At 72.1% G+C, this 18,837-nt stretch carries 15 protein-coding genes and 1 tRNA gene; 9 read left to right on the top strand and 7 right to left on the bottom strand.

Annotated features, from left to right (window positions below; translation table 11 throughout):
• Nucleotides 1-27 precede the first annotated feature (27 nt).
• A complete protein-coding gene (locus EMA17_RS04700) occupies nt 28-2,196 on the bottom strand; it encodes a putative bifunctional diguanylate cyclase/phosphodiesterase (protein WP_174861305.1) in 2,169 nt (722 codons plus the stop codon).
• A gap of 437 nt (nt 2,197-2,633) precedes the next feature.
• On the opposite strand from EMA17_RS04700, the gene EMA17_RS04705 reads away from it, so the two are divergent.
• Entirely contained in the window at nt 2,634-3,590 is a 957-nt protein-coding gene (locus EMA17_RS04705) for an ADP-ribosylglycohydrolase family protein (RefSeq protein WP_503826232.1), read from the top strand.
• Between the two features lie 110 nt (nt 3,591-3,700).
• Here the strand turns inward: EMA17_RS04705 and EMA17_RS04710 are convergent.
• Both EMA17_RS04710 and EMA17_RS04715 read right to left on the bottom strand, forming a co-directional pair.
• Nucleotides 3,701-3,776: transfer RNA gene (locus EMA17_RS04710), tRNA-Thr, on the bottom strand.
• 119 nt (nt 3,777-3,895) lie between these two features.
• On the bottom strand, nt 3,896-4,693 hold the full coding sequence (locus EMA17_RS04715) for an STM4013/SEN3800 family hydrolase (protein WP_170222118.1): 798 nt from the start codon (nt 4,691-4,693) through the stop codon (nt 3,896-3,898).
• 289 nt (nt 4,694-4,982) lie between these two features.
• Here EMA17_RS04715 and EMA17_RS04720 point away from each other — a divergent pair, with 289 nt between their 5' ends.
• The 6 genes from EMA17_RS04720 to EMA17_RS04745 all read left to right on the top strand — a co-directional run bounded on the left by EMA17_RS04720 (nt 4,983) and on the right by EMA17_RS04745 (nt 11,572).
• Nucleotides 4,983-5,909 (top strand): NUDIX hydrolase, encoded by a 927-nt coding sequence (locus EMA17_RS04720; protein ID WP_126635631.1) that lies wholly within the window; start codon nt 4,983-4,985, stop codon nt 5,907-5,909.
• On the top strand, nt 5,906-7,060 hold the full coding sequence (locus EMA17_RS04725; RefSeq protein ID WP_126635632.1) for a lipopolysaccharide kinase InaA family protein: 1,155 nt from the start codon (nt 5,906-5,908) through the stop codon (nt 7,058-7,060). Before EMA17_RS04720 ends, EMA17_RS04725 begins: the two co-directional genes overlap by 4 nt.
• A 121-nt stretch (nt 7,061-7,181) precedes the next feature.
• Nucleotides 7,182-8,177: a hypothetical protein gene (locus EMA17_RS04730; protein ID WP_126635633.1), complete on the top strand. Its 996-nt coding sequence runs from the start codon at nt 7,182-7,184 to the stop codon at nt 8,175-8,177.
• Entirely contained in the window at nt 8,174-9,460 is a 1,287-nt protein-coding gene (locus EMA17_RS04735; RefSeq protein ID WP_126635634.1) for an adenylosuccinate synthetase, read from the top strand. The genes EMA17_RS04730 and EMA17_RS04735 overlap by 4 nt, the downstream gene beginning before the upstream one ends.
• Nucleotides 9,461-9,701: 241 nt before the next feature.
• Nucleotides 9,702-10,496: an electron transfer flavoprotein subunit beta/FixA family protein gene (locus tag EMA17_RS04740; protein WP_170222110.1), complete on the top strand. Its 795-nt coding sequence runs from the start codon at nt 9,702-9,704 to the stop codon at nt 10,494-10,496.
• 116 nt (nt 10,497-10,612) lie between these two features.
• Nucleotides 10,613-11,572, top strand: coding sequence for an electron transfer flavoprotein subunit alpha/FixB family protein (locus EMA17_RS04745; protein ID WP_126635636.1), 960 nt, complete (start codon nt 10,613-10,615; stop codon nt 11,570-11,572).
• Nucleotides 11,573-11,655: 83 nt separating this feature from the next.
• Here the strand turns inward: EMA17_RS04745 and EMA17_RS04750 are convergent, their stop codons facing one another.
• The 3 genes from EMA17_RS04750 to EMA17_RS04760 all read right to left on the bottom strand — a co-directional run bounded on the left by EMA17_RS04750 (nt 11,656) and on the right by EMA17_RS04760 (nt 14,377).
• On the bottom strand, nt 11,656-11,901 hold the full coding sequence (locus tag EMA17_RS04750; RefSeq protein ID WP_126635637.1) for a type II toxin-antitoxin system VapB family antitoxin: 246 nt from the start codon (nt 11,899-11,901) through the stop codon (nt 11,656-11,658).
• A gap of 301 nt (nt 11,902-12,202) precedes the next feature.
• Nucleotides 12,203-13,375 (bottom strand): helix-turn-helix transcriptional regulator, encoded by a 1,173-nt coding sequence (locus EMA17_RS04755; RefSeq protein ID WP_126635638.1) that lies wholly within the window; start codon nt 13,373-13,375, stop codon nt 12,203-12,205.
• A 78-nt stretch (nt 13,376-13,453) separates the two neighbouring features.
• Nucleotides 13,454-14,377 (bottom strand): EamA family transporter, encoded by a 924-nt coding sequence (locus tag EMA17_RS04760; RefSeq protein WP_126635639.1) that lies wholly within the window; start codon nt 14,375-14,377, stop codon nt 13,454-13,456.
• Nucleotides 14,378-14,451: 74 nt separating this feature from the next.
• Between EMA17_RS04760 and EMA17_RS04765 the strand changes: the two genes are divergently transcribed.
• Nucleotides 14,452-15,363, top strand: coding sequence for a LysR family transcriptional regulator (locus EMA17_RS04765; RefSeq protein WP_126635640.1), 912 nt, complete (start codon nt 14,452-14,454; stop codon nt 15,361-15,363).
• 13 nt (nt 15,364-15,376) lie between these two features.
• Here EMA17_RS04765 and EMA17_RS04770 read toward each other — a convergent pair whose 3' ends face one another.
• Nucleotides 15,377-16,330 carry a hypothetical protein gene (locus EMA17_RS04770; RefSeq protein ID WP_126635641.1) on the bottom strand — a complete coding sequence of 318 codons (954 nt, stop codon included), beginning with the start codon at nt 16,328-16,330 and terminating at the stop codon, nt 15,377-15,379.
• Between the two features lie 322 nt (nt 16,331-16,652).
• On the opposite strand from EMA17_RS04770, the gene EMA17_RS04775 reads away from it, so the two are divergent.
• Nucleotides 16,653-18,455, top strand: coding sequence for a choice-of-anchor A family protein (locus EMA17_RS04775; RefSeq protein WP_126635642.1), 1,803 nt, complete (start codon nt 16,653-16,655; stop codon nt 18,453-18,455).
• The last annotated feature ends 382 nt before the right edge of the window (nt 18,456-18,837 follow it).

Consider the following 18,837-nt stretch of genomic DNA (forward strand, 5'->3'; position numbering starts at 1 on the left):
ACGGCCGGGACCCGGCCGTCATACCCCTCAACCGGGCTCCTTGACGCCCGCCAGCATCCCCTCGATGCGGTCCGGCGGCCCGGGGCGGGAGAAGTACCACCCCTGCCCCGCGTCGCACCCGATCGCCCGCAACCGCTCCGCCTGGACCGCCGTCTCGATGCCCTCGGCCGTCACGGTGAGTCCGATCGCGTGCGCCAACTCGACCAGCGAGGCCACGATCCGCCCGTCCACCGGGTCCGAGTCGCCGGGCTGGCGCAGGCCCTCGACGAACGAGCCCGCGATCTTGAGTTCGCACACCGGCAGTCGGCGCAGATAGGCCAGGTTCGAGTAGCCGGTGCCGAAGTCGTCGATCGCGATCCGGATGCCCATCGCGGCGAGTTCGCGCAGCCGTTCCAGCGGACCACCGTCGGTGGACATGATCTGACTCTCGGTCAGCTCGAATTGCAGCCGGCCCGGATCCAGGCCGGTCTCGGCCAGCACCCGCTCCACCTGCCGTACCAGGCCCGGTTCGCGGCACTGGCGTTCGGCCAGGTTGACGCTGATGAACGGCGCGCTGTCCGGCTCCAGGTCCTGCCAGCGGCGCGCCTCGCGGCAGGCCTGTTCCAGCACGTGCATGCCCAGCGGCACGATCAGGCCGGTCTCCTCGGCCAGGCCGATGAAGCGGTCCGGTCCGACCAGGCCGTTGCGCGGATGGCGCCAGCGCACCAGCGCCTCGACGCCGAGCACGCCGCCGTCGGCGAGGGACACCAGCGGCTGGTAGTCGACGTAGAACTCGCCGTGATGCAACGCGGCGGGCATCTCCGCGGACAGCGTGTAGCGGGCCACCTCGCGGTCGTTGCGGTCGGTGTCGAACACCGTCCACCGGCCGCGGCCGTCGGACTTGGCCCAGTACAGCGTTATGTCGGCCGCCCGCAGCGTGTCCGCCGGGCTGGTGCCGGCCACCGGCCGCTCGACGATGCCGATGCTCGCGGTGACCGTCAGATCGTGGCCCCGGATCCGGAACGGCTCGCGCAGCGCGGCGAATACGCCGTCGGCGAGCGCCACCACCTGGCCGGTCCCGGTGGAGTGCTCGACCAGGATGACGAACTCGTCGCCGCCCATCCGCGCCATCAGATGCCCGGCCTGGCCCGCGTATCGACTCAGCCGCCGGGCGACCGCGACCAGCAACTGGTCGCCGACGTCGTGCCCGAGGCTGTCGTTGACCACCTTGAACCCGTCCAGGTCCAGATAGCACAGGCCGACCCGATCGCCCGGGCCCGGATGCTCGAAGGCCGCGGTCAGTCGTTCGACGAACAGCGCGCGGTTGGGCAGCCCCGTGAGTTGGTCGTGCATCGCCTGGTGGCGCAGCCGGGTGTGCAGGCGGTGGCGGTCGGTGACGTCCTCCAGCATGCAGACCTGGTACTCGGGGTTGCCCTTGGAGTCACGGACCAGGGAGAGCGACAGGTGCGTCCACAACGTCTCGCCGTCGGCGTTCTCGAACTGCTTCTCCAGCGCGAAGTGATCGCGCTCACCGGTGACCAACTCGTCGTAGAGCTTCCACATGTGGTCGGTGTCGCCGGCGTGCATGAACTCGCGGACCTGCCGCTTGCACATCTCCTCGACGCTGGCCGCGAACATGGTCGTCATCGCCTGGTTGACGTCGATCACGTTGCCGTCGACGTCGCCGATCCCGATGCCGATCGCGGCCTGGTCGAAGACCGCCCGAAAGCGCGCCTCGCTCGTGTGCAGCGCGTGTTCGGCGTTGTCCCGCGCGACCAGGACGGCGGCGTGGATGGCCTCCTGCTCGTCCAGCGTGCGCCGCCGCAGCGCCTCCGCGTAGCCCGCCGCGAGCGCCCCGGTGAGCGCGGAGACCCGCTCCAGCCAGACGTCGGGATCGTGGCCCTGGGCGGCGGCCTTGGCGCGCAGCACGGGCCACCAGGGGCCGACCAGGCCCAGTGTGCGCTCCAGCGTCCCGCTGCCGGTGAAGTGTTGCCCGACCAGCGACGCGCCGACCTCGCGCGCGATCGCGGGGTCGAACGGATCGGAACGCAGCGCGTGGGCGAGGCGCTCGGCCTGCCCGCGCAGGTACTCCTCGATCTCGGCTCCGCTCAACGGGACGAAGCTGGTGCCCTCGATGGTGCGGGCCCAGTCGCGGGCGAAGCGGCTCAGCGACCCCTCGGCCTCGTCGAAGCGCGCGTCGTCCGTTCCGCCGCTCACCCTGTGCTCCCCATGGTGGTCCAGCGCCGGTCGGCTCCCCGGCACGCCTGGAGCCACACGCCCGGCGCCCACGATGGTCGATCCACCGCCCCACCTTTCCTCCTCGGGGGCGATCCGCCACCGCGCAATGTCGGTGCGGTCGCCTCTCGGACGAGCCGGCCACAATCCCCAGCGGCCGTGTGAACGAGCCACATCACCCGTTATCACCCGTTCGGACGAGCCGGATGATACGTCCGGCACGTCCCGACGATCGCGTGATCATCGTTGACGGTATCCGCCGCGGCGCGGAAACGTCTTGCAGTTGGACACGGCGCGAGGAGCATCACTCCGGAGAGGGACAGGTGGTGCGCGCGGGTCCGTACCGAATTGTGGCGTACGCCCTCGTACTCCGGCGCACGCAGGGCGCCCGACGCGATGACTGACGGACCATCAGGTTGTTGCCCCCGGGTAACGGTACGCTCTACCGGCTCGCGTCGGCGAGTCGGGGCGCGGCCGCGACCGGCGTTCGGCGACCCGTCCGGAGAGAGGATGTGGTCCCGATGATGGTCGAGTTGGCGGTGGGCGACGCGTATGGCGCCGGGTTCGAGTACGCGGAGCGTTCGTTCGTCACGCGAGGCAACACACTCGCCGGTTATGTGCAGCATCCCCGTCATCGTGACGTGCTGCCGGGTCGATATACGGACGACACGCAGATGAGTATCGCGGTCGCCGAGTGGTTGCTCGGCGACGATCGCGGAATCCCGACCCTGGCGGAGCTGTTCGTGCGGGCGTACAAGCGGGATCCGCGCGCCGGATACGCGCGGGGGTTCCGGGGCGTACTCGAGGAAGTCGCCGACGGCACAGGGCTCCTGGAGGTGCTGCGGCCGGAGAGCGACAAGAGCGGCGCGGCGATGCGGGCGGGCGTGATCGGCCTGCTGCCGGACCGGGACGAGGTGCGGCGCACGGCGGCGCTCCAGGCCCGGATCACCCATCGCACGCCCGGCGGGATGACCTCGGCCGCGGCGGCGGCACTGGCGGTGCACTACTGCCGGTACGGGCTCGGCCCGATCGCCGGGCTGCCGGGTTGGTTGGCGGCGAACCTGCCCGCGTCCACCGGTCCGACGGTGTGGACCGAGCCGTGGCGCGGCAAGGTCGGCTCGGCCGGGATGGACAGCACCCGCGCGGCGGTCACCGCGCTCGCGGCGCACACCGGCACGGCCGCGCTCCTGCGCGCGTGCGTCGCGTACACCGGCGACGTGGACACGGTGGCCACCATCGCGCTCGCGGCGGCGAGTTGCTCGGCGGAGTACGCCCAGGACCTGCCGGGCGAACTGCTGACCGGCCTGGAGGACGGCCCGTACGGCCGGGATTATCTCGCGGGCCTGGACGCGCGGTTGACGGCGCGGTTCGGCTGAGCCGGGCGCGGGGCGAAAGTCCGGCGAAAGAGCGCCTCGGCCGCGTTCCGAGGGGTGGGGCGGCCGAAAACACGAGAGGCCCCCGGCGAACCGGGGGCCTCTCGTCTGCCTGGAGCCCCAATACGGAATCGAACCGTAGACCTTCTCCTTACCATGGAGACGCTCTACCGACTGAGCTATTGGGGCCTGCGCGGCGAAAACTTACCGGATCTGCGTTCGGTCTGCCAACTTGATCCGTTCGGGTCGCCGGCCCGGCCCGGGAGCGGTGCCGCGCCCGGGTTCGCGCCCGGCCCCCGAAGCGGTGCTCACCACTCGCCGGGGCTCATCGTGAAGTGCGCGTAGGGCACCGTCCAGACCACCTCGCCGGCGGCCTGCGCGGCCTCGTCGTAAGCCGTGCCGTGGTCGCTGGTGACGATCGCGAAGCACGGCCGGCGGCAGCTCATCGCGCGAAACAGCCGGCCGATGTGCCGGTCCACGTATTCGAGCGCGGCCGCGTGCGTGTCGCGGGTGTCGCCGTCGGCGGCGGTGGCGCCGGGGGTGTGGAACCAGTTCGGGTGGTGCACGGCGGCGACGTCGACGAGCAGGAACAACCGGCGCTCCGGGTCCAGGCCGCCGACCACCAGCTCGGCCCGGGCGACCTGGGCCTCGAAGGAGATCGGTGAGGTGACGCCGAGTTCGGGGTCCCAGTGGCTCTCGGCGAACATCCCGGGCAGCACCGAGTCGAGCGCGCCCTGCTTGTCGAAGCAGCCGACCCCGCCGATGCACGCGGTGTGGTAGCCGGCCTTGGTCAGCGCGCTGGGCAGGTCCGGGGTGTCGAACAGCCAGGTGTGCGCGCCGGTCGTCTCGGTGTCGCCGAGGCGGGAGGCGAACAGGCGCGGGTGCGGGCCGGGTCCGTCCGGGGTGGGCAGGTAGCCCGCGAGGAACGCGGTGTGCGCGGCGAAGGCGAGGCGCGCGGGGGTCTGCCGGCGCTGCCAGCCGCCCTCGGGCAGGACCCGAGCGAGGTTGGGCAGCCGGCCGGCCGCCGCGAGCTCGACGGCCACGTCGTACCGCAGCGCGTCGAGCGTGACGAGCAGTAGGTCCTGCTCACCCACGACGGCGTTCATGTCGGGATCGGTCATATCGGACATGCCACCTGCTCCGCTTCTGCTCGGGTGTTCGGGAGCCGCCGCCGGTGGCCCGCACGCGGGCGGCGAATGGATCGCCCATGCCTACCAGAGGGAGGGGACTCTTCGAGGGATAACCCCCTCGCCGGTTCGGATCCGGCCGTGTATGTTGTTCTCAGGTTAAGAAGATCTCAATCGGAGAACAACTGTCGAGTCGGTGTCGGGAACGTGAACCGACGGGGCTGCGTCCGACGTGCATCGCAATGAGCGCATGGGAGGGAATCGCGATATGGCCGACACCGCCACCACCGAACGCGACTGGCTCGCGTCCTACGACCCCAGGGCCTTCGAGCCGATCGCGGTGACCGTCGACATCGTCGCGCTGACGATTCGTCAACTCGGCCCGCAGGCCGGGGCGACGGTCGATCCGGAGGGCGACGCGGGGGGCGACGCGCAGGCGGGGGCGGAGCCGGGGGCCGGGCCGGAGGCCGGCGGGGGAGCCGGTGAGGGAGCCGAGAGCGCCGCCAAGGCGCTGCACGTGCTCCTGGTCCGGCGCGGCGAGATGCCGTTCGCGGGCCGCCTCGCGCTGCCCGGCGGCTTCGTCCGCCCGGTGATCGCCCCGGACGGCACCCGGCACGAGGAGGACCTCGCCGAGGCCGCCGAGCGCGAACTCGCCGAGGAGACCGGGCTCGCCGCCGGCACCCGACTCGACCGGCTCCACCTCGAACAGCTGGGCACCTACGGCACGCCCGGGCGCGACCCGAGGATGCGGATCGTCTCGGTCGCCCACCTCGCCTTCGCCCCGGACCTGCCCGACCCGACCGCCGGCGGCGACGCCGCCCACGCGCAGTGGGTGCCCGTCGCCGACGTCGACCCGGCCGAACTGGCCTTCGATCACGCGCGCATCCTCGCCGACGGCCTGGAACGCGCCCGCGCCAAGCTCGAATACTCGCCGCTGGCCACCGCGTTCGCGGGCGAGGAGTTCACCGTCACCGAACTGCGCGAGGTCTACCAGGCGGTGTGGGGCCGGCCGATGCACGCCGGCAACTTCCACCGCAAGGTGCTCTCGGTACCCGGCTTCGTCCGGGACACCGGCGCCACCACCGCCCGCGGCGGCGCGCGCGGCGGGCGCCGCGCCCGGCTGTACCGCGCGGGCCCCGCACGTCTGCTGCACCCGGCGCTGCTGCGCCCGTCCCCGGAGGAGGACTCCCGATGACCAGGACGCCCGGCACCACCTCGACCGGCCCCACCACCTTCGACGACGCGCTCGATCTGCTGACCGGCGCGCCGGACCCGCAGGGCGTCTTCGGGCCCTACGACGGCACACCCGAGGCATGTCTGCGGGCGGGCAACCGCACCTATCGGCTGCTCGCGCGCCTGCTCCACCCGGACACCGCGCCGGCCGACCGCCGTGCCGAGGCCGCCGCCGCGTTCACCCGGCTCGGCGAGTCGTGGAACCGCTATCAACAGGACATCACCGGGGTGACCGGCCGTCAGGTGGTGATCACCACCAAGCGCCGGGTCTACTCGGTCGGCGGCGAGCGGGCGAGCGGCGACATCGCCACGCTGTACAAGGTCAACTACCGGGCCGAGGACGACGGCGAGGCGCGGGCGCTGCTCAAGCTGCCGCGCTCGGTCACCGACAACGACCTGATGGAGCGCGAGGCCACCGCCCTGGAGCGGATCGCGCGCGAGGGCGACCCGGAATACGCGAACTACGTACCCCGGCTGATCGAGACGTTCCGGCATCGTGACGCCGCGTCCGGTACCGAGCGGCGCGCCAACGTGATCGAACGGGTGCGCGGCTTCCGGTCGTTGGCCGAGGTGCGCGAGGCGTACCCGGACGGTCTGGACGCGCGCGACGTGGCCTGGATGTGGCGCCGGCTGCTGGTCGCGATCGGGTACGCGCACCGCGCGGGTGTGGTCCACGGCGCGATCACCCCCGACCACGTGCTGATCCACCCGCGCGAGCACGGCCTGGTCCTGGTCGACTGGTGCTACTCGGTGCTGCTCGACGGTTCGGCCGACCCGGCCCGACCGGAGGCGATCCTGCGGGCGAAGGCGGTCGAGCACGTGCCCGCGATGATCGACCGGCACGCCGACCTGTACCCGCCGGAGATCCCGGCCAAGCAGCTGCCGGAGACGGCGGCCGACGTCTACATGGCGACCCGCTGCGTCACCGGCCTGCTCGCGCCGGACGCGCCCAAGCCGCTGTCGCGCTTCGCCCGGGGCTGCTCCCTGCCCGCCCCGGCACGCCGTCCGCACGACGCGTGGAAGCTGCTCGGCGAGCTGGACGAACTGCTCGGCAAGCTCTACGGCCCGCGCCGCTTCCGGCCGTTCGCGATGCCCACGCGTCGCGAGTCGTAGGCCTGATCCGACGGGAGCCGGCGGCGGTCTCCGCCGGCTCCCGTCGCACCTTCGGCCGGCCCGCTGGGCCGGCCGAACATCCACGCACGGATTCCAGCGTCCCGATCGGGGAGTGAGCACCATGGGTAGTGGCAATTGGTCCACCAACGTCTACGACGCGGCCCAGAGTTACAACCGGGCCAGCGGCCGCAGCGCGTTCCACTACGACCACGTCACCAAGAACAGCACGCCGCACAGCGCCTGGAAGGCGCACGTCGACCTGGATCCGGCGCTCGCGGGCATCCGGGAGAGCCGGGACAGCGACGAACACCCCTTGTCCCTGGCCGTCTCGGTGCTGTTCGACGTGACGGGCTCGATGCTTCGGGTCCCGCAGACCCTGCAGACCAAGCTGCCCGAGTTGTTCGGACTGCTGCTGCGCAAGGGCTATGTGCAGGACCCGCAGATAATGTTCGGCGCGATCGGCGACGCGACCAGCGACCGAGTCCCGTTGCAGGTCGGCCAGTTCGAGTCGGACAACCGGATGGACGACCAGCTCGGCAACATTCTGCTCGAAGGGGGCGGCGGCGGGCAGAAGCGCGAATCCTACGAGCTGGCCCTGTACTTCATGGCCCGGCACACCTCGATCGACTGTCACGAGAAGCGCGGGAAGCGCGGCTACCTGTTCGTGATCGGCGACGAGATGCCCTACCGCAAGGTGCGCCGGTCCGAGGTGCTGGAGTTCATCGGCGACGACATCGGCGAGGACATCCCGATCGAGCGGATCCTGGCCGAACTGCGGCGCAAGTTCGAGGTGTACTACATCCTCCCGGCCGGGTCGTCCTACGTCGGCGACAAGGAGGTCCTGGGCGAGTGGAAGGGCCTGCTCGGGCAGCACGTGATCGAACTCGACGACCCCGACGGGGTCTGCGAGACGATCGCGCTGACCATCGGCCTCGCGGAGGACGCGATCGACCTGGACGAGGGCCTGGAGCACCTGCGCGACGTGGGTGCCGACGCGCAGGTGGCCAACGTGTCCAAGGCGCTGGCCTCGTACGCCCGTTCCGGCGGCGGGGTGGCCGTCTCGGGCTCGCTGCCGGGCCTGGGCGAGGGTGACGGCGCGGGCACCACGCGCCTGTGACACCTCGTCATGTCGCGGTCGTCGACCTGGGGTTCGGCGACGCGGGCAAGGGCACCGCGGTGGACCGGCTGTGCGCGCGGGCGCGCGCGCAGGGGCGGCCGGTCCACGCGGTGATCCGGTTCAACGGGGGTGCGCAGGCCGCGCACAACGTGGTCACCGACGATGGGCGGCACCACACGTTCGCCCAGTTCGGCTCGGGCACGTTCACCCCGGGCACGCGCACCCACCTGTCCCGGTTCGTGCTGGTGGACCCGCTCGCGCTGGCCGCCGAGGCCGAACACCTGCGCGCGCTCGGGGTGGCGGATCCGCTCGGGCTGCTCACGGTGGACCGGGACGCGCTGCTGACCACGCCGTACCACGCGGCGGCCAATCGCGCCCGGGAGTCGGCGCGCGGGGCGGGACGGCACGGGTCGTGCGGGATGGGGGTCGGCGAGACGGCGGCCTTCGCGCTCGCCCATCCGGAGCTGGCGCCGCGGGTGGGGGACTGCGCCGCGCCGCGACGGTTGCGCCGGCGGTTGGGCGCGGTGCGGGAGGTGCTGAGCGCCGAATTCGGGACACCGCTGGGACCCGACGTCGAGGCGTGCGTGGCGGCGTTCACCGGCTTCGGGCGGGCGGTGCGCGCGGTGGACGGGGGGTATACCGGCGAGCTGCTGCGGGCCGGGCCGGTGGTGTTCGAGGGGGCGCAGGGCGTACTGCTGGACGAGTGGCACGGGTTCCACCCGTACACGACGTGGTCGACCACGACGTTCGCGGGCGCGGAGGCGTTGGCCGCCGAGGCGGGGGAGGGGGTGTACCGGCTCGGCGTGCTGCGCACCTACACCACCCGGCACGGGCCCGGGCCGCTGCCGAGCGAGGACGCGGGGCTGACGGCCGCGCTGCCGGATCCGCACAACGGGACCGGGCGGTGGCAGGGGACGTTCCGGGTGGGCCACTTCGACGCGGTCGCGCATCGGTACGCGGTCGCGGTGTGCGGGGGTGTGGACGGGCTCGCGCTCACCCACGCGGACGTGCCCGGGCGGGTGCCGGGCCTGGGTGTGGCGCGCGCGTACGCGGGGCCCGAACCGTGGGCGAGCCCGGTTCCGGACCTGGCCCACGCGGAGCGGCTGACCGCTTTGATGGCGGCCGCGCGGCCGGTGGTGGAGCCGGCGCCGGCGGCCGGCGATTGGCCGGATTTCGCCGCCGCCGAGCTGGGTGCCCCGGTGACCTTGCTCTCGTTCGGTCCGCGCACCGGTGACAAGCGCGAGCGGGCGGTACTAGGCTCGTATTACTCTCCGGTAACATAGTGGTTTCGGGTCGATGGTCGGAGTCTTTTCCAAGACCGCGTACTCTCGGAACCAGAAGTTGACGGACCGTCAGAACTGAATGTGCCCTGTGTCACGCGTGCGCCTGCGCGCGGGCGTGGCATCGTGGCGCGAGATCGATGGATCTTGGGGCCGGAACCGTGGGCCCGTCGTGGACCCCGACGGCGGGCATGACACCCTCGGACCGGCACCTGGGTGACCGGACGACCACAGGAGAACTGTTGTGAAAATCGTTGTCTGCGTGAAGTACGTACCCGACGCGACCGGGGACCGGGGCTTCAACGACGATGGCACCACCGATCGCGAGTCGGTCGACTCCCTGCTGTCGGAGCTGGACGAATACGCGATCGAGCAGGCTCTCAAGATCGTGGAGTCCGGCGTCGAGGCCGAGATCACGTACCTGACGGTCGGTCCGGACGATGCCAAGGACGCGCTGCGCAAGGCGCTGGCGATGGGCGGCGACAACGCCATCCACGTCAACGACGACGACATCGCGGGCACCGACGCGCTGGGCACCTCGCTGATCCTGGCCAAGGCCATCGAGGACGCGGGCTTCGACCTGGTCGTGTGCGGCATGGCCTCCACCGACGCGTCGATGGGCGTCGTGCCGGCCATGCTCGCCGAGCGCCTGGGTGTTCCGCAGGTCACCTACCTGGACGAGATCACCGTCGAGGGTGTGGGCAAGGGCGGCGGTGTGGTCAAGGGCCGCCGCGAGGGTGACGTCGCCACCGAGCTGATCGAGGCCTCGCTGCCCGCCGTCGTGTCGGTCACCGACCGCACCGGCGAGGCGCGTTACCCCTCGTTCAAGGGCATCATGGCGGCCAAGAAGAAGACGGTCGTCTCGAAGGACCTGGACGACCTGGGCATCGAGTCGGACGAGGTCGGCCTGTCCGCCGCCTGGTCGATCGTGGACACCGCGACCAAGCGCCCGCCGCGCGCCAAGGGCGAGGTCGTCGAGGACGAGGGCGAGGGCGGCGTGCAGTTGGCCGCGTTCCTCGCCGCCAAGAAGTTCATCTGAATCGGTCGGCAGAACCGGACTGTTTCGACACCTTTGACCGGCCGCCCCCCGGGGCGACCGAGCATCGCAACCCGGCCGGAGAGATCCGGGCTGTACCGGAGTAGGAGAGAACAACCATGGCCGAGATCCTCGTTCTCGTCGACCACGCCGACGGCGCGGTCCGCAAGCCGACCCTGGAGCTGCTGACCCTGGCCCGCCGCCTCGGCGAGCCGGCCGCGGTCTTCCTGGGCAAGGGCGCCGAGGGCGCCACCGAGACGCTGGGCAGGTACGGCGCGCAGAAGGTCTACGTCGTGGACGCGCCCGAGGTGGACGAGTACCTCGTCGCCCCGGCCGTCGACGCGCTCGCGCAGATCGCCGGGGGCGGTGAGCCGGGCGCGATCCTGGTCGCGTCCTCGAACGACGGCCGCGAGATCGCCGCGCGCGTCGCGGTGCGCCTGGAGTCGGGCCTGATCACCGACGCCGTCGACGTCGAGGCGGGCCCCGAGGGCCCGGTCACCGAGCAGTCGGTGTTCGCCGCGACCTACCAGGTCAAGGCGCACGTCACCAAGGGCACGCCGATCATCACGGTCAAGCCGAACGCGGCCACCCCCGAGGAGGCCCCGGCCACCCCGGCGGTGGAGGCCGTGACGGTGGACTTCACCACCGCGGCGACCGGCACCAAAGTCGTCTCGCGCGCCCCGCGCGAGAAGTCCGACCGCCCCGAACTGACCGAGGCCGACATCGTCGTCTCGGGTGGTCGCGGCGTGAACGGCGCGGAGAACTTCCACGTGATCGAGTCGGTCGCGGACGCGCTCGGCGCGGCCGTGGGCGCCTCCCGCGCGGCGGTCGACGCCGGCTGGTACCCGCACAGCCACCAGGTCGGCCAGACCGGCACCCAGGTCTCGCCGCAGCTCTACGTCGCGGTCGGCATCTCCGGCGCGATCCAGCACCGCGCGGGCATGCAGACCTCCAAGACGATCGTCGCGATCAACAAGGACGAGGACGCCCCGATCTTCGACCTGGTCGACTACGGCGTGGTCGGCGACCTGTTCAAGGTGATGCCGCAACTCGAGGCGGAAATCAACAAGCGCAAGTAGCCGCACCCGCCACCGGCGAGCCGCGCGCGACGACCCCGCACCGGAATACCGGTCGCGGGGTCGTTCCACATCCGGGCGGGCACCTACAAGCCCGACACCCACACCGGCGGGGCCGGTCGGCGGTGGTTTCGTTTGTCCGCGAGCGCGTCGAGATCGAAGGCGCCGTCCTCGGCCGCCGCCCGCAACCGGGTGAGCGCGAGTATCCGGCGGCGACGTTCCGAAACTTCGCCGAGAGCGGTGTCGCCGGGCTCGTTCGTGCCATCGGTGCCCGGGGGCCGGGTCATGGCGGCGAGCGGATCGTCGTCGGGGTCGGTGGCGGTCCGAGCCATCGAATGCACCTCCATCGAGACGGGCACGTGGTTCGGGTATACCGCCGGTGCGTCATCGATGCGGCGTGGTCGGGCCTTTTCGGCAGGACGACGCGGTGGTCCGAAACCGGCGGTTCGTCCGGGACGCGTCGGGCGGCCCGGACGAACTCGGGGGCGTCCGCCGGGAAACGATCCGGGCGAGAGGGCGGCCGCGGCCATCGGTCGCCGTCCTCGTCGGCCCGGGTCGGATTCCCCCGATCCCGGCGGAGCCGGTTGCACGCCGGTCGTCGTCCCCCCTGCGGCGTGCCCTGCGACTACGACGTTAGGCCGACGGGCGCAGGGGTGATACCCCACGGGTGTGGGGTACGTGCGGGTCGGTCAGTCGGCCGTCCAGGGTGAGCGGGCCCAGGCCCAGGCGCGGCAGGTAGTGGCGGGAGAAGAGCGCGGCGGGCAACTCGCGGCGGCTGCGCACCCCGACCTTGTCGAAGATCTTCTCCAGGTGGTCGTTCAGCGTGTTCCGGGTGATGTGCAATTCGGCCAACACCTCCTCGCTGGAGTGGCCGTGCATGACGAGCCGGGCGATGCGCTGCTGCTGTTCGCTGAGTCCGTAGGCGGCCAGCACCAGCGGCACCAGCAGGCCGGGTTCGGCCGGCCCGATCGACACCATGGTCACCGGCTGCGGCTCGGTGAGCGAGTGCCAGGCGTGCAACTCCACCCAGCGCCCGTCCCGGGTGCGGATCCGGGAGCGGGCGGTGGTGCCCGGCCGTCCGGCGCGAGCCGCCGCGGCCACCGCGTGCACCGCGTAGGGGCAGGACGTGGGCCGATCCGCCGGACCGGCACCCTCGATCCGGGCCATCAGGCGCTCGGCGCTGGGACTGCACGCGATCACCCGCCGGGCGCCGTCGAGGACGAGCACGCCCGGCCCGTCCGTGATCGACGCCTCGTCGACGCCGCCGACCACCAGTGCGCGCCGGACCGCGCGGGTGGTGGGCGCCGCGAACGCGCGGGCGGCGGCCAGGTCGCGGGCGTCGAACGGGGCGCTGTCGGCGGCCCGGCACAGCACCAGCATCCCCCAGGTGCGCCCGCGTTCGCGTAGCAGGACGCGCAACTCGTCGGCCAGGTCCAGGGGTCGCAGGATGTCCCGGTAGTAGCTGCTGGTGTCGAGCGCGCCGGCGGTGGACGCCCGGAGCGAACTCACCGGCGTCGCCCGCCGGGTGAGTGCGCGCAGGTTGTCCACGTCGTCCTGTTCCACGTGTTCGATCTCGAACAGGCGGGGCATGACGTGCTCCGGGAACCCGGCCCGGTGCACCCCGCCGGTGTCCAGCAGAGTCGACGGATCCAGCAACACCGCGCACCAGACGTCGGCAGGGACCACCTTCAACAACCGTGCCGCCGCGGCGTCGACGACGTCGACCGCGCCGCTCCCGGTCTCCACGACCTCCTGCAGGGCCCGGTCCAACCCACCGAACCGGTGCCTCGGCCCGCCAAGATTCACGCCTCAACGCTACCGATCGCGGGCCGGGCGCGGGGTGCTCTCGGCCGCCCGGGATCGACGGCTTCGGGACCGGGCGGCTCAGGGCCGGGCGGCCGGGATCGGGTCGGGGTGGACGGCGTCGGCCGCGGGTGTCGGGGCCGGCGTCCCGGCCCCGCGGGGCAGGCTTGCCAGGCCGATGCCGGCCAGGACGATCGCGGCGCCCAGGGCCTCGATCCAGGTCGGGCGTTCGCCGAGGACGGCCCAGGCGGCGAGGATGCCCACGATCGGGACGAGGAGGCCGTACGGGGCGACCGCCGAGGCCGAGCGGCGGCCGAGCAGGGCGAACCACAGGCCGTAGCCGAGCCAGGACGACAACACGACGGTGAAGGCCAGGCCGCCGACGCCGGTCCAGGAGGCCGAGGTCAGCGCGTCCAGGTCCCGGCTCGGACCCTCGACGGTCAGGGACAGCGCCAGCAGCGGCAGCGGGGCGGCCAGCGCCGACCACACGACCAGGCCGAGCCCGCCGGGGATGCCGGCCTTGCGGGTCAGTACGTTGCCGAAGCCCCACGACGCGGCGGCGCCCACCACCAGCAGGAACGGCCACAACGACGCGCCCTGGCCACGACCGAACGCGATCACGCCCATGCCGACCGCGGCCACGCCCAGCGCGAGCAGTCGGGTGCGCCCGGGGATCTCGCGCAACATCACCACCGCGCACAACACGGTGAACATCGCCTGGCACTGGATCACCACCGAGGACAACCCGGCCGGCATGCCCGCGTGCATCGCGCTGAACAGGAACGCGAACTGACCCATGTTGACCGTGAGTCCGACCCCGATGATCAGCTTCCAACTCGTCCGCGGCCGCTTGACGAACAACACCGCGGGAAACGCGACGAGGCCGAAGCGCAGCGCGGCCAGCAGGAACGGGGGGAAGTCGTCGAGACTCGCGTCGATCGCGACGAAGTTCACTCCCCAGATCACCGTGACGAGCACGGCCCACAGGGAATCGGTACGGGTCATGCCGAGAAGTGTGTGCTCGGGCCATCAAAGGAGTCCAGCTACATTTTCCGGATCTCAATCGGTAGTTTTGCTACATGGAGATCAAGCGGCTGAACATCCTGCGCGCGCTCGACCAGCACGGCACGGTGATCGCCGCCGCCCAGGCGCTGCACCTGACCCCGTCCGCGGTGTCGCAACAACTGGCCGTACTGGCCCGGGAGGCCGACGCCGTACTCCTGGAGAAGCACGGGCGCGGCGTCCGGCTCACCCCGGCCGCGCATGTGCTGCTCGGCCACGCCGACGCCATCGCGACCCGGCTGGAACAGGCCCGCGCCGACCTCGCGGCGCAGCGCGACGGCCGCATCGGGCGGGCCCGGATCTCCGGCTTCCCGTCCGGCATCGCGGGCCTGATCGCGCCCGCGCTGGCCCGGCTCAAGCACACCCACCCGGGGTGGCGGTTCGAGGTGGTCCAGTACGAGACCGAGCAGGCGCTGCCGCTGCTGCCCGCCCGCGAGCTGGATCTGGCGGTGGTGATGACACATCCGGACCTGCCCGCGCCGGACCATCCGCGGATCGAGCTGCACCCGCTGCTCGACGAGCCGTTCGAGATCGCGCTGCCGGCCGATCACCCGCTGGCGGGGCGCGCCGAGGTGACGCCGGGCGCCGACCTCGTGGACGCCGATTGGATCATCACCGCGCCCGGGACGGCCTGCCACGACCTGCTCCTGACCGCCTGCCACCAGGCGGGCTTCCAGCCGCGCCTGGTCCACACCTCGACCGACTTCGGCGCGCAGCTCGCCCTGGTGGCGGCCGGCCTGGGCGTGACGATCATCCCGCGCCTGGCCCAACCCGAACTCCCCCGGGGCGTGGTGCTTCGCCCCATCACCGCCCCGGCGCCCCGGCGCCGGCTGATGGCCGCCGTCCGCCGGGGCCAGGGCCCGACCCCGCTCCTGGACGCCCTGCGCACGGTGGGCGCGGAACTCGCGGAGCGGGGCGCCCCGGGCTGACCCGCGAGGGCGGTCAGGTTCGGGACGCGACGTCGGATGGGGTGCCTTCGGGGCTCTTGTCCGGTGTGGCGGAAGGTTCCTGCGCATCGTGCTTGCCGAAGTAGGCGACGGCCACCGCGCCGGACACGGCGAGGACGAAGCCGAGGACCGCGAGCCACGCGAGGCCGGCGCGGGAGGTGTCGCCGAGCCACAACACGCCGACCGCTCCGGGGACCACCGTCTCGCCGACCACCAGGGCCGCCGTGGCGCCGTTCACCGAGCCGATCTGCAGCGCGATCGTGTGCAGGTACATCCCGCCGATACCGCCGATCAGGACCGCGTACAGGGCCGGGTCGGCGGCCAGCTTGCCGAGGTCGAACGGGTCGACGCCGTCCAGGATGCGAACGCCGATGCCCAGGCCGCCGAAGCCGAGACCGGAGAGCAGGCCCGCGACGATCGCGCCGTTGGCGCCGAGGAAGCGGACCAGTACGGTTCCGCCGACGATCACCACGAAGGTGACGATCAGCACCCACCAGTGCGTGGCGCGGGGACTGTGCCCGTCGCCCTCGGGCCCGGCCGCGATGCCGAGCAGGACCAGCGCGCCGCAGACCACCCCGATCGAGGTCCAGTCGGCCCGATGCAGCTTGATGCCGAGCAGCTTGATCCCCAGTACGGCGGTGATCACCAGGTTCGCGCTGATGATCGTCTGGGACAGGAACAGCGGCAGCAGCCGCGCCGCCAGCGCGCCGAGGGCGAAGCCGACGAAGTCGAGCAGGGTGCCGACGATGAACTCCCACGTGACCGCGGCCTTGGCGGTCGAGGACAGGCTCGGGCCGCCGTACCCGGTCACCTGCGCGGTACCGCCGCCCCGGGCGGCCTGCTTGGCCGCCTCCTCGCGCGCGGATCGCCGCGACCCGACCGCTTGCAGCACCGACCCCACTCCGTAACACGCGGAGGCCGCGACAGCGGTGCCCAGTCCGACGATCACAGAAGACTCCCTCTCACCAGAACTCGTGCCTCATCCGAGGACGACCGACGGCGCACGGCCGCGAACACCCTGCCGGTTCACGCGTGCCCGCCCGGGCCCGACCGTACCGGCACGACTTCCCGCCCCGCCTCGCCCCGGCAACGATCACATCGCGCGGGCGGTTTCCGATTCGGCGGCGTGGTTCGTATCCCATACCTGCGACGTACGCGGGCCGTACGCATCTCGGCTGACGGTCGGGCGCGCGAATCCCCGACAGAGGCATTCGGGGGAACCTTCCGCGCGCCTTGTCCGCATTTGTCGTTTTATATCCCATGTTTCAGAAATGCACAGGAAACCGAACGCCCGGATCCGCGCGACGGGCCTCGCGCTATCCGGAGTCGTCACCCTCGGCGGTGTGATCCTCGTCTGCGTCTTCGCCGTGATGGGCTTCGCCAAGCCGCTGCCCGGCGGCCTCGGCCCCTGTATCCCGGGCGACTGTCCGGCTACGGAGGTGGAGCCCAACAACGATCCGATCCGGGGCCGGGACAACGGCATCAACATGTTCGTCGGCGGCAACTGGACCGTGAGCGGGTCCGCGGCCGAGGCCGAGGGCAAGCTGGTCGCCCTCGGCAACTTCGACATGAACAAGACCTCCGGCTCCAGCATCTACAACGTGGGCATCGTCGGGGTCGGCTCCCGCGTTCCCCCCGACAACGGCACGGACTTCCTCACCGTCGGCGGCAACCTGACCGTGGCGGCGGGGCAGACCCTGATCGCCGAGGAGGGTGGGGTCAGCGGTGTCGTCCGCTACGCCGGCACGTTCAGCGGCGGCACCGTGACGCCGACCGCGGTCAAGGACGGATCCGCCGCGGCTCCCTACACCGCGCTGCGACCGCAGCTGACCGACTCGTCGAGTTGTTACGCCTTCCCGGACGGCCGGCTCCGGCAGGCCACCGGCACGGCGGTCAACGTCGGCTTCGAGACGCTGTTCACCGGCGACGGCACGTCCGCGCTCCAGGTGTTCAACGTCGACTTCGACATGGTGAGCGCGACCGGCGGGGACCAGGGCATGACCTTCCTCGGCATCCCGAGCGGCGCCACGGTCCTGGTCAACCTGACCGGGACGAGCCGGACGATCAGCAGCTTCATCGGCAACACGGCCATCCCGGCCGGGCTGCGCGAGCGGCTGCTGTGGAACTTCCCGGAAGCCACGACGGTGACCATCAAGGGCAGCGCCCAGTTCCAGGGCAGCATGCTGATCGGCAACCAGGCGAGCACCACGACGGTGTCCGTGCCGGGGATGAACGGCCGGTTCTTCACGGCCGGGTCGCTGATCCACCAAGCGACGTCCGGGTCGGAGTTCCACCGGTACCCGTTCAACGGTGACCTGCCGGACTGCGGCGGCACGTCGCCGTCGCCGTCGACCTCGCCATCCGCGTCTCCTTCGGCGTCCCCGTCGACGTCGCCGTCGGCTTCGCCGTCCGCGTCGCCCTCGGCGTCCCCGTCGGCTTCGCCGTCCGCGTCTCCTTCGGCCTCCCCCTCGGCCTCCCCGTCGGCTTCGCCGTCCGCGTCGCCCTCGGCGTCCCCGTCGGCTTCGCCGTCCGCGTCGCCCTCGGCCTCCCCGTCGACGTCCCCGTCGGCTTCGCCCTCGGCCTCGCCGTCCGCGTCGCCCTCGATGTCGCCGTCGGCCTCCCCGTCCGCCTCGCCTTCGGTGAGTCCGTCGGCCTCCCCGTCGGCGTCGCCCTCGGCGTCCCCCTCGGTCAGCCCGTCGGTGAGCCCGTCGACGTCGCCGTCCGCGTCGCCTTCGGCCTCGCCGTCGGTGTCCCCGTCGGTCTCGCCCTCGGCGTCTCCGTCCGGTTCGTCCTCGGCCTCGCCCTCCGCGAGCCACTCGGCCGTGCCCTCCGGTGCGCACACCAAGCCGCACGGCGGTGGCCACGGTGGCCACGGCGGCCACGGCGACGGCGGTAACGGAGGCAACGGCGGCGGTCACGGCGGTGGGATCGGTGGATCCAACGGATCCGACCAACTCGCCCACAGCGGTATGCCGGGCAACGTGGCCATCCTCCTCGCCGGCAGCGCGTTCGCCATCGGCCTCGGACTGGCCCTGATGTTCCTCTACCGCGCGCGCGGACGTAACCGCGCGTAGTCCCCATCCGACCCGAATGGCCCACGAACTCCCCGGAGTTCGTGGGCCATTCCTACATCTGCCGAACGGCCCGTCGGCCGGCTCGGCCAGGCGCCCGCGGGGCCACGTGTTGGCCGAGTACCACGTCGGGACGGGGGAACCGGAACAGCGCGACCACCGTGCCGTGCCACGACGCGAGGTCGGTCGCCGACGCCGGGGGTGACCATCCACGTGGCGCCGAGCCGCTTGGCCACCACATCGGCGGTGCGGTGCTTCCGGAAGGCGAGTTCGGGGTGGCGGTGCAGGTCCCGGTACAACTCCACGAGGCCGGGCAGCCGACCGTTCGGGCCGGTCGTCGGGTCCGCCATGGGGCAACTCCCTTCGAGACCCGCGCGCCGAATTG

It is taken from the genome of Embleya hyalina (assembly GCF_003967355.1).
Lineage (GTDB): Bacteria > Actinomycetota > Actinomycetes > Streptomycetales > Streptomycetaceae > Embleya > Embleya hyalina.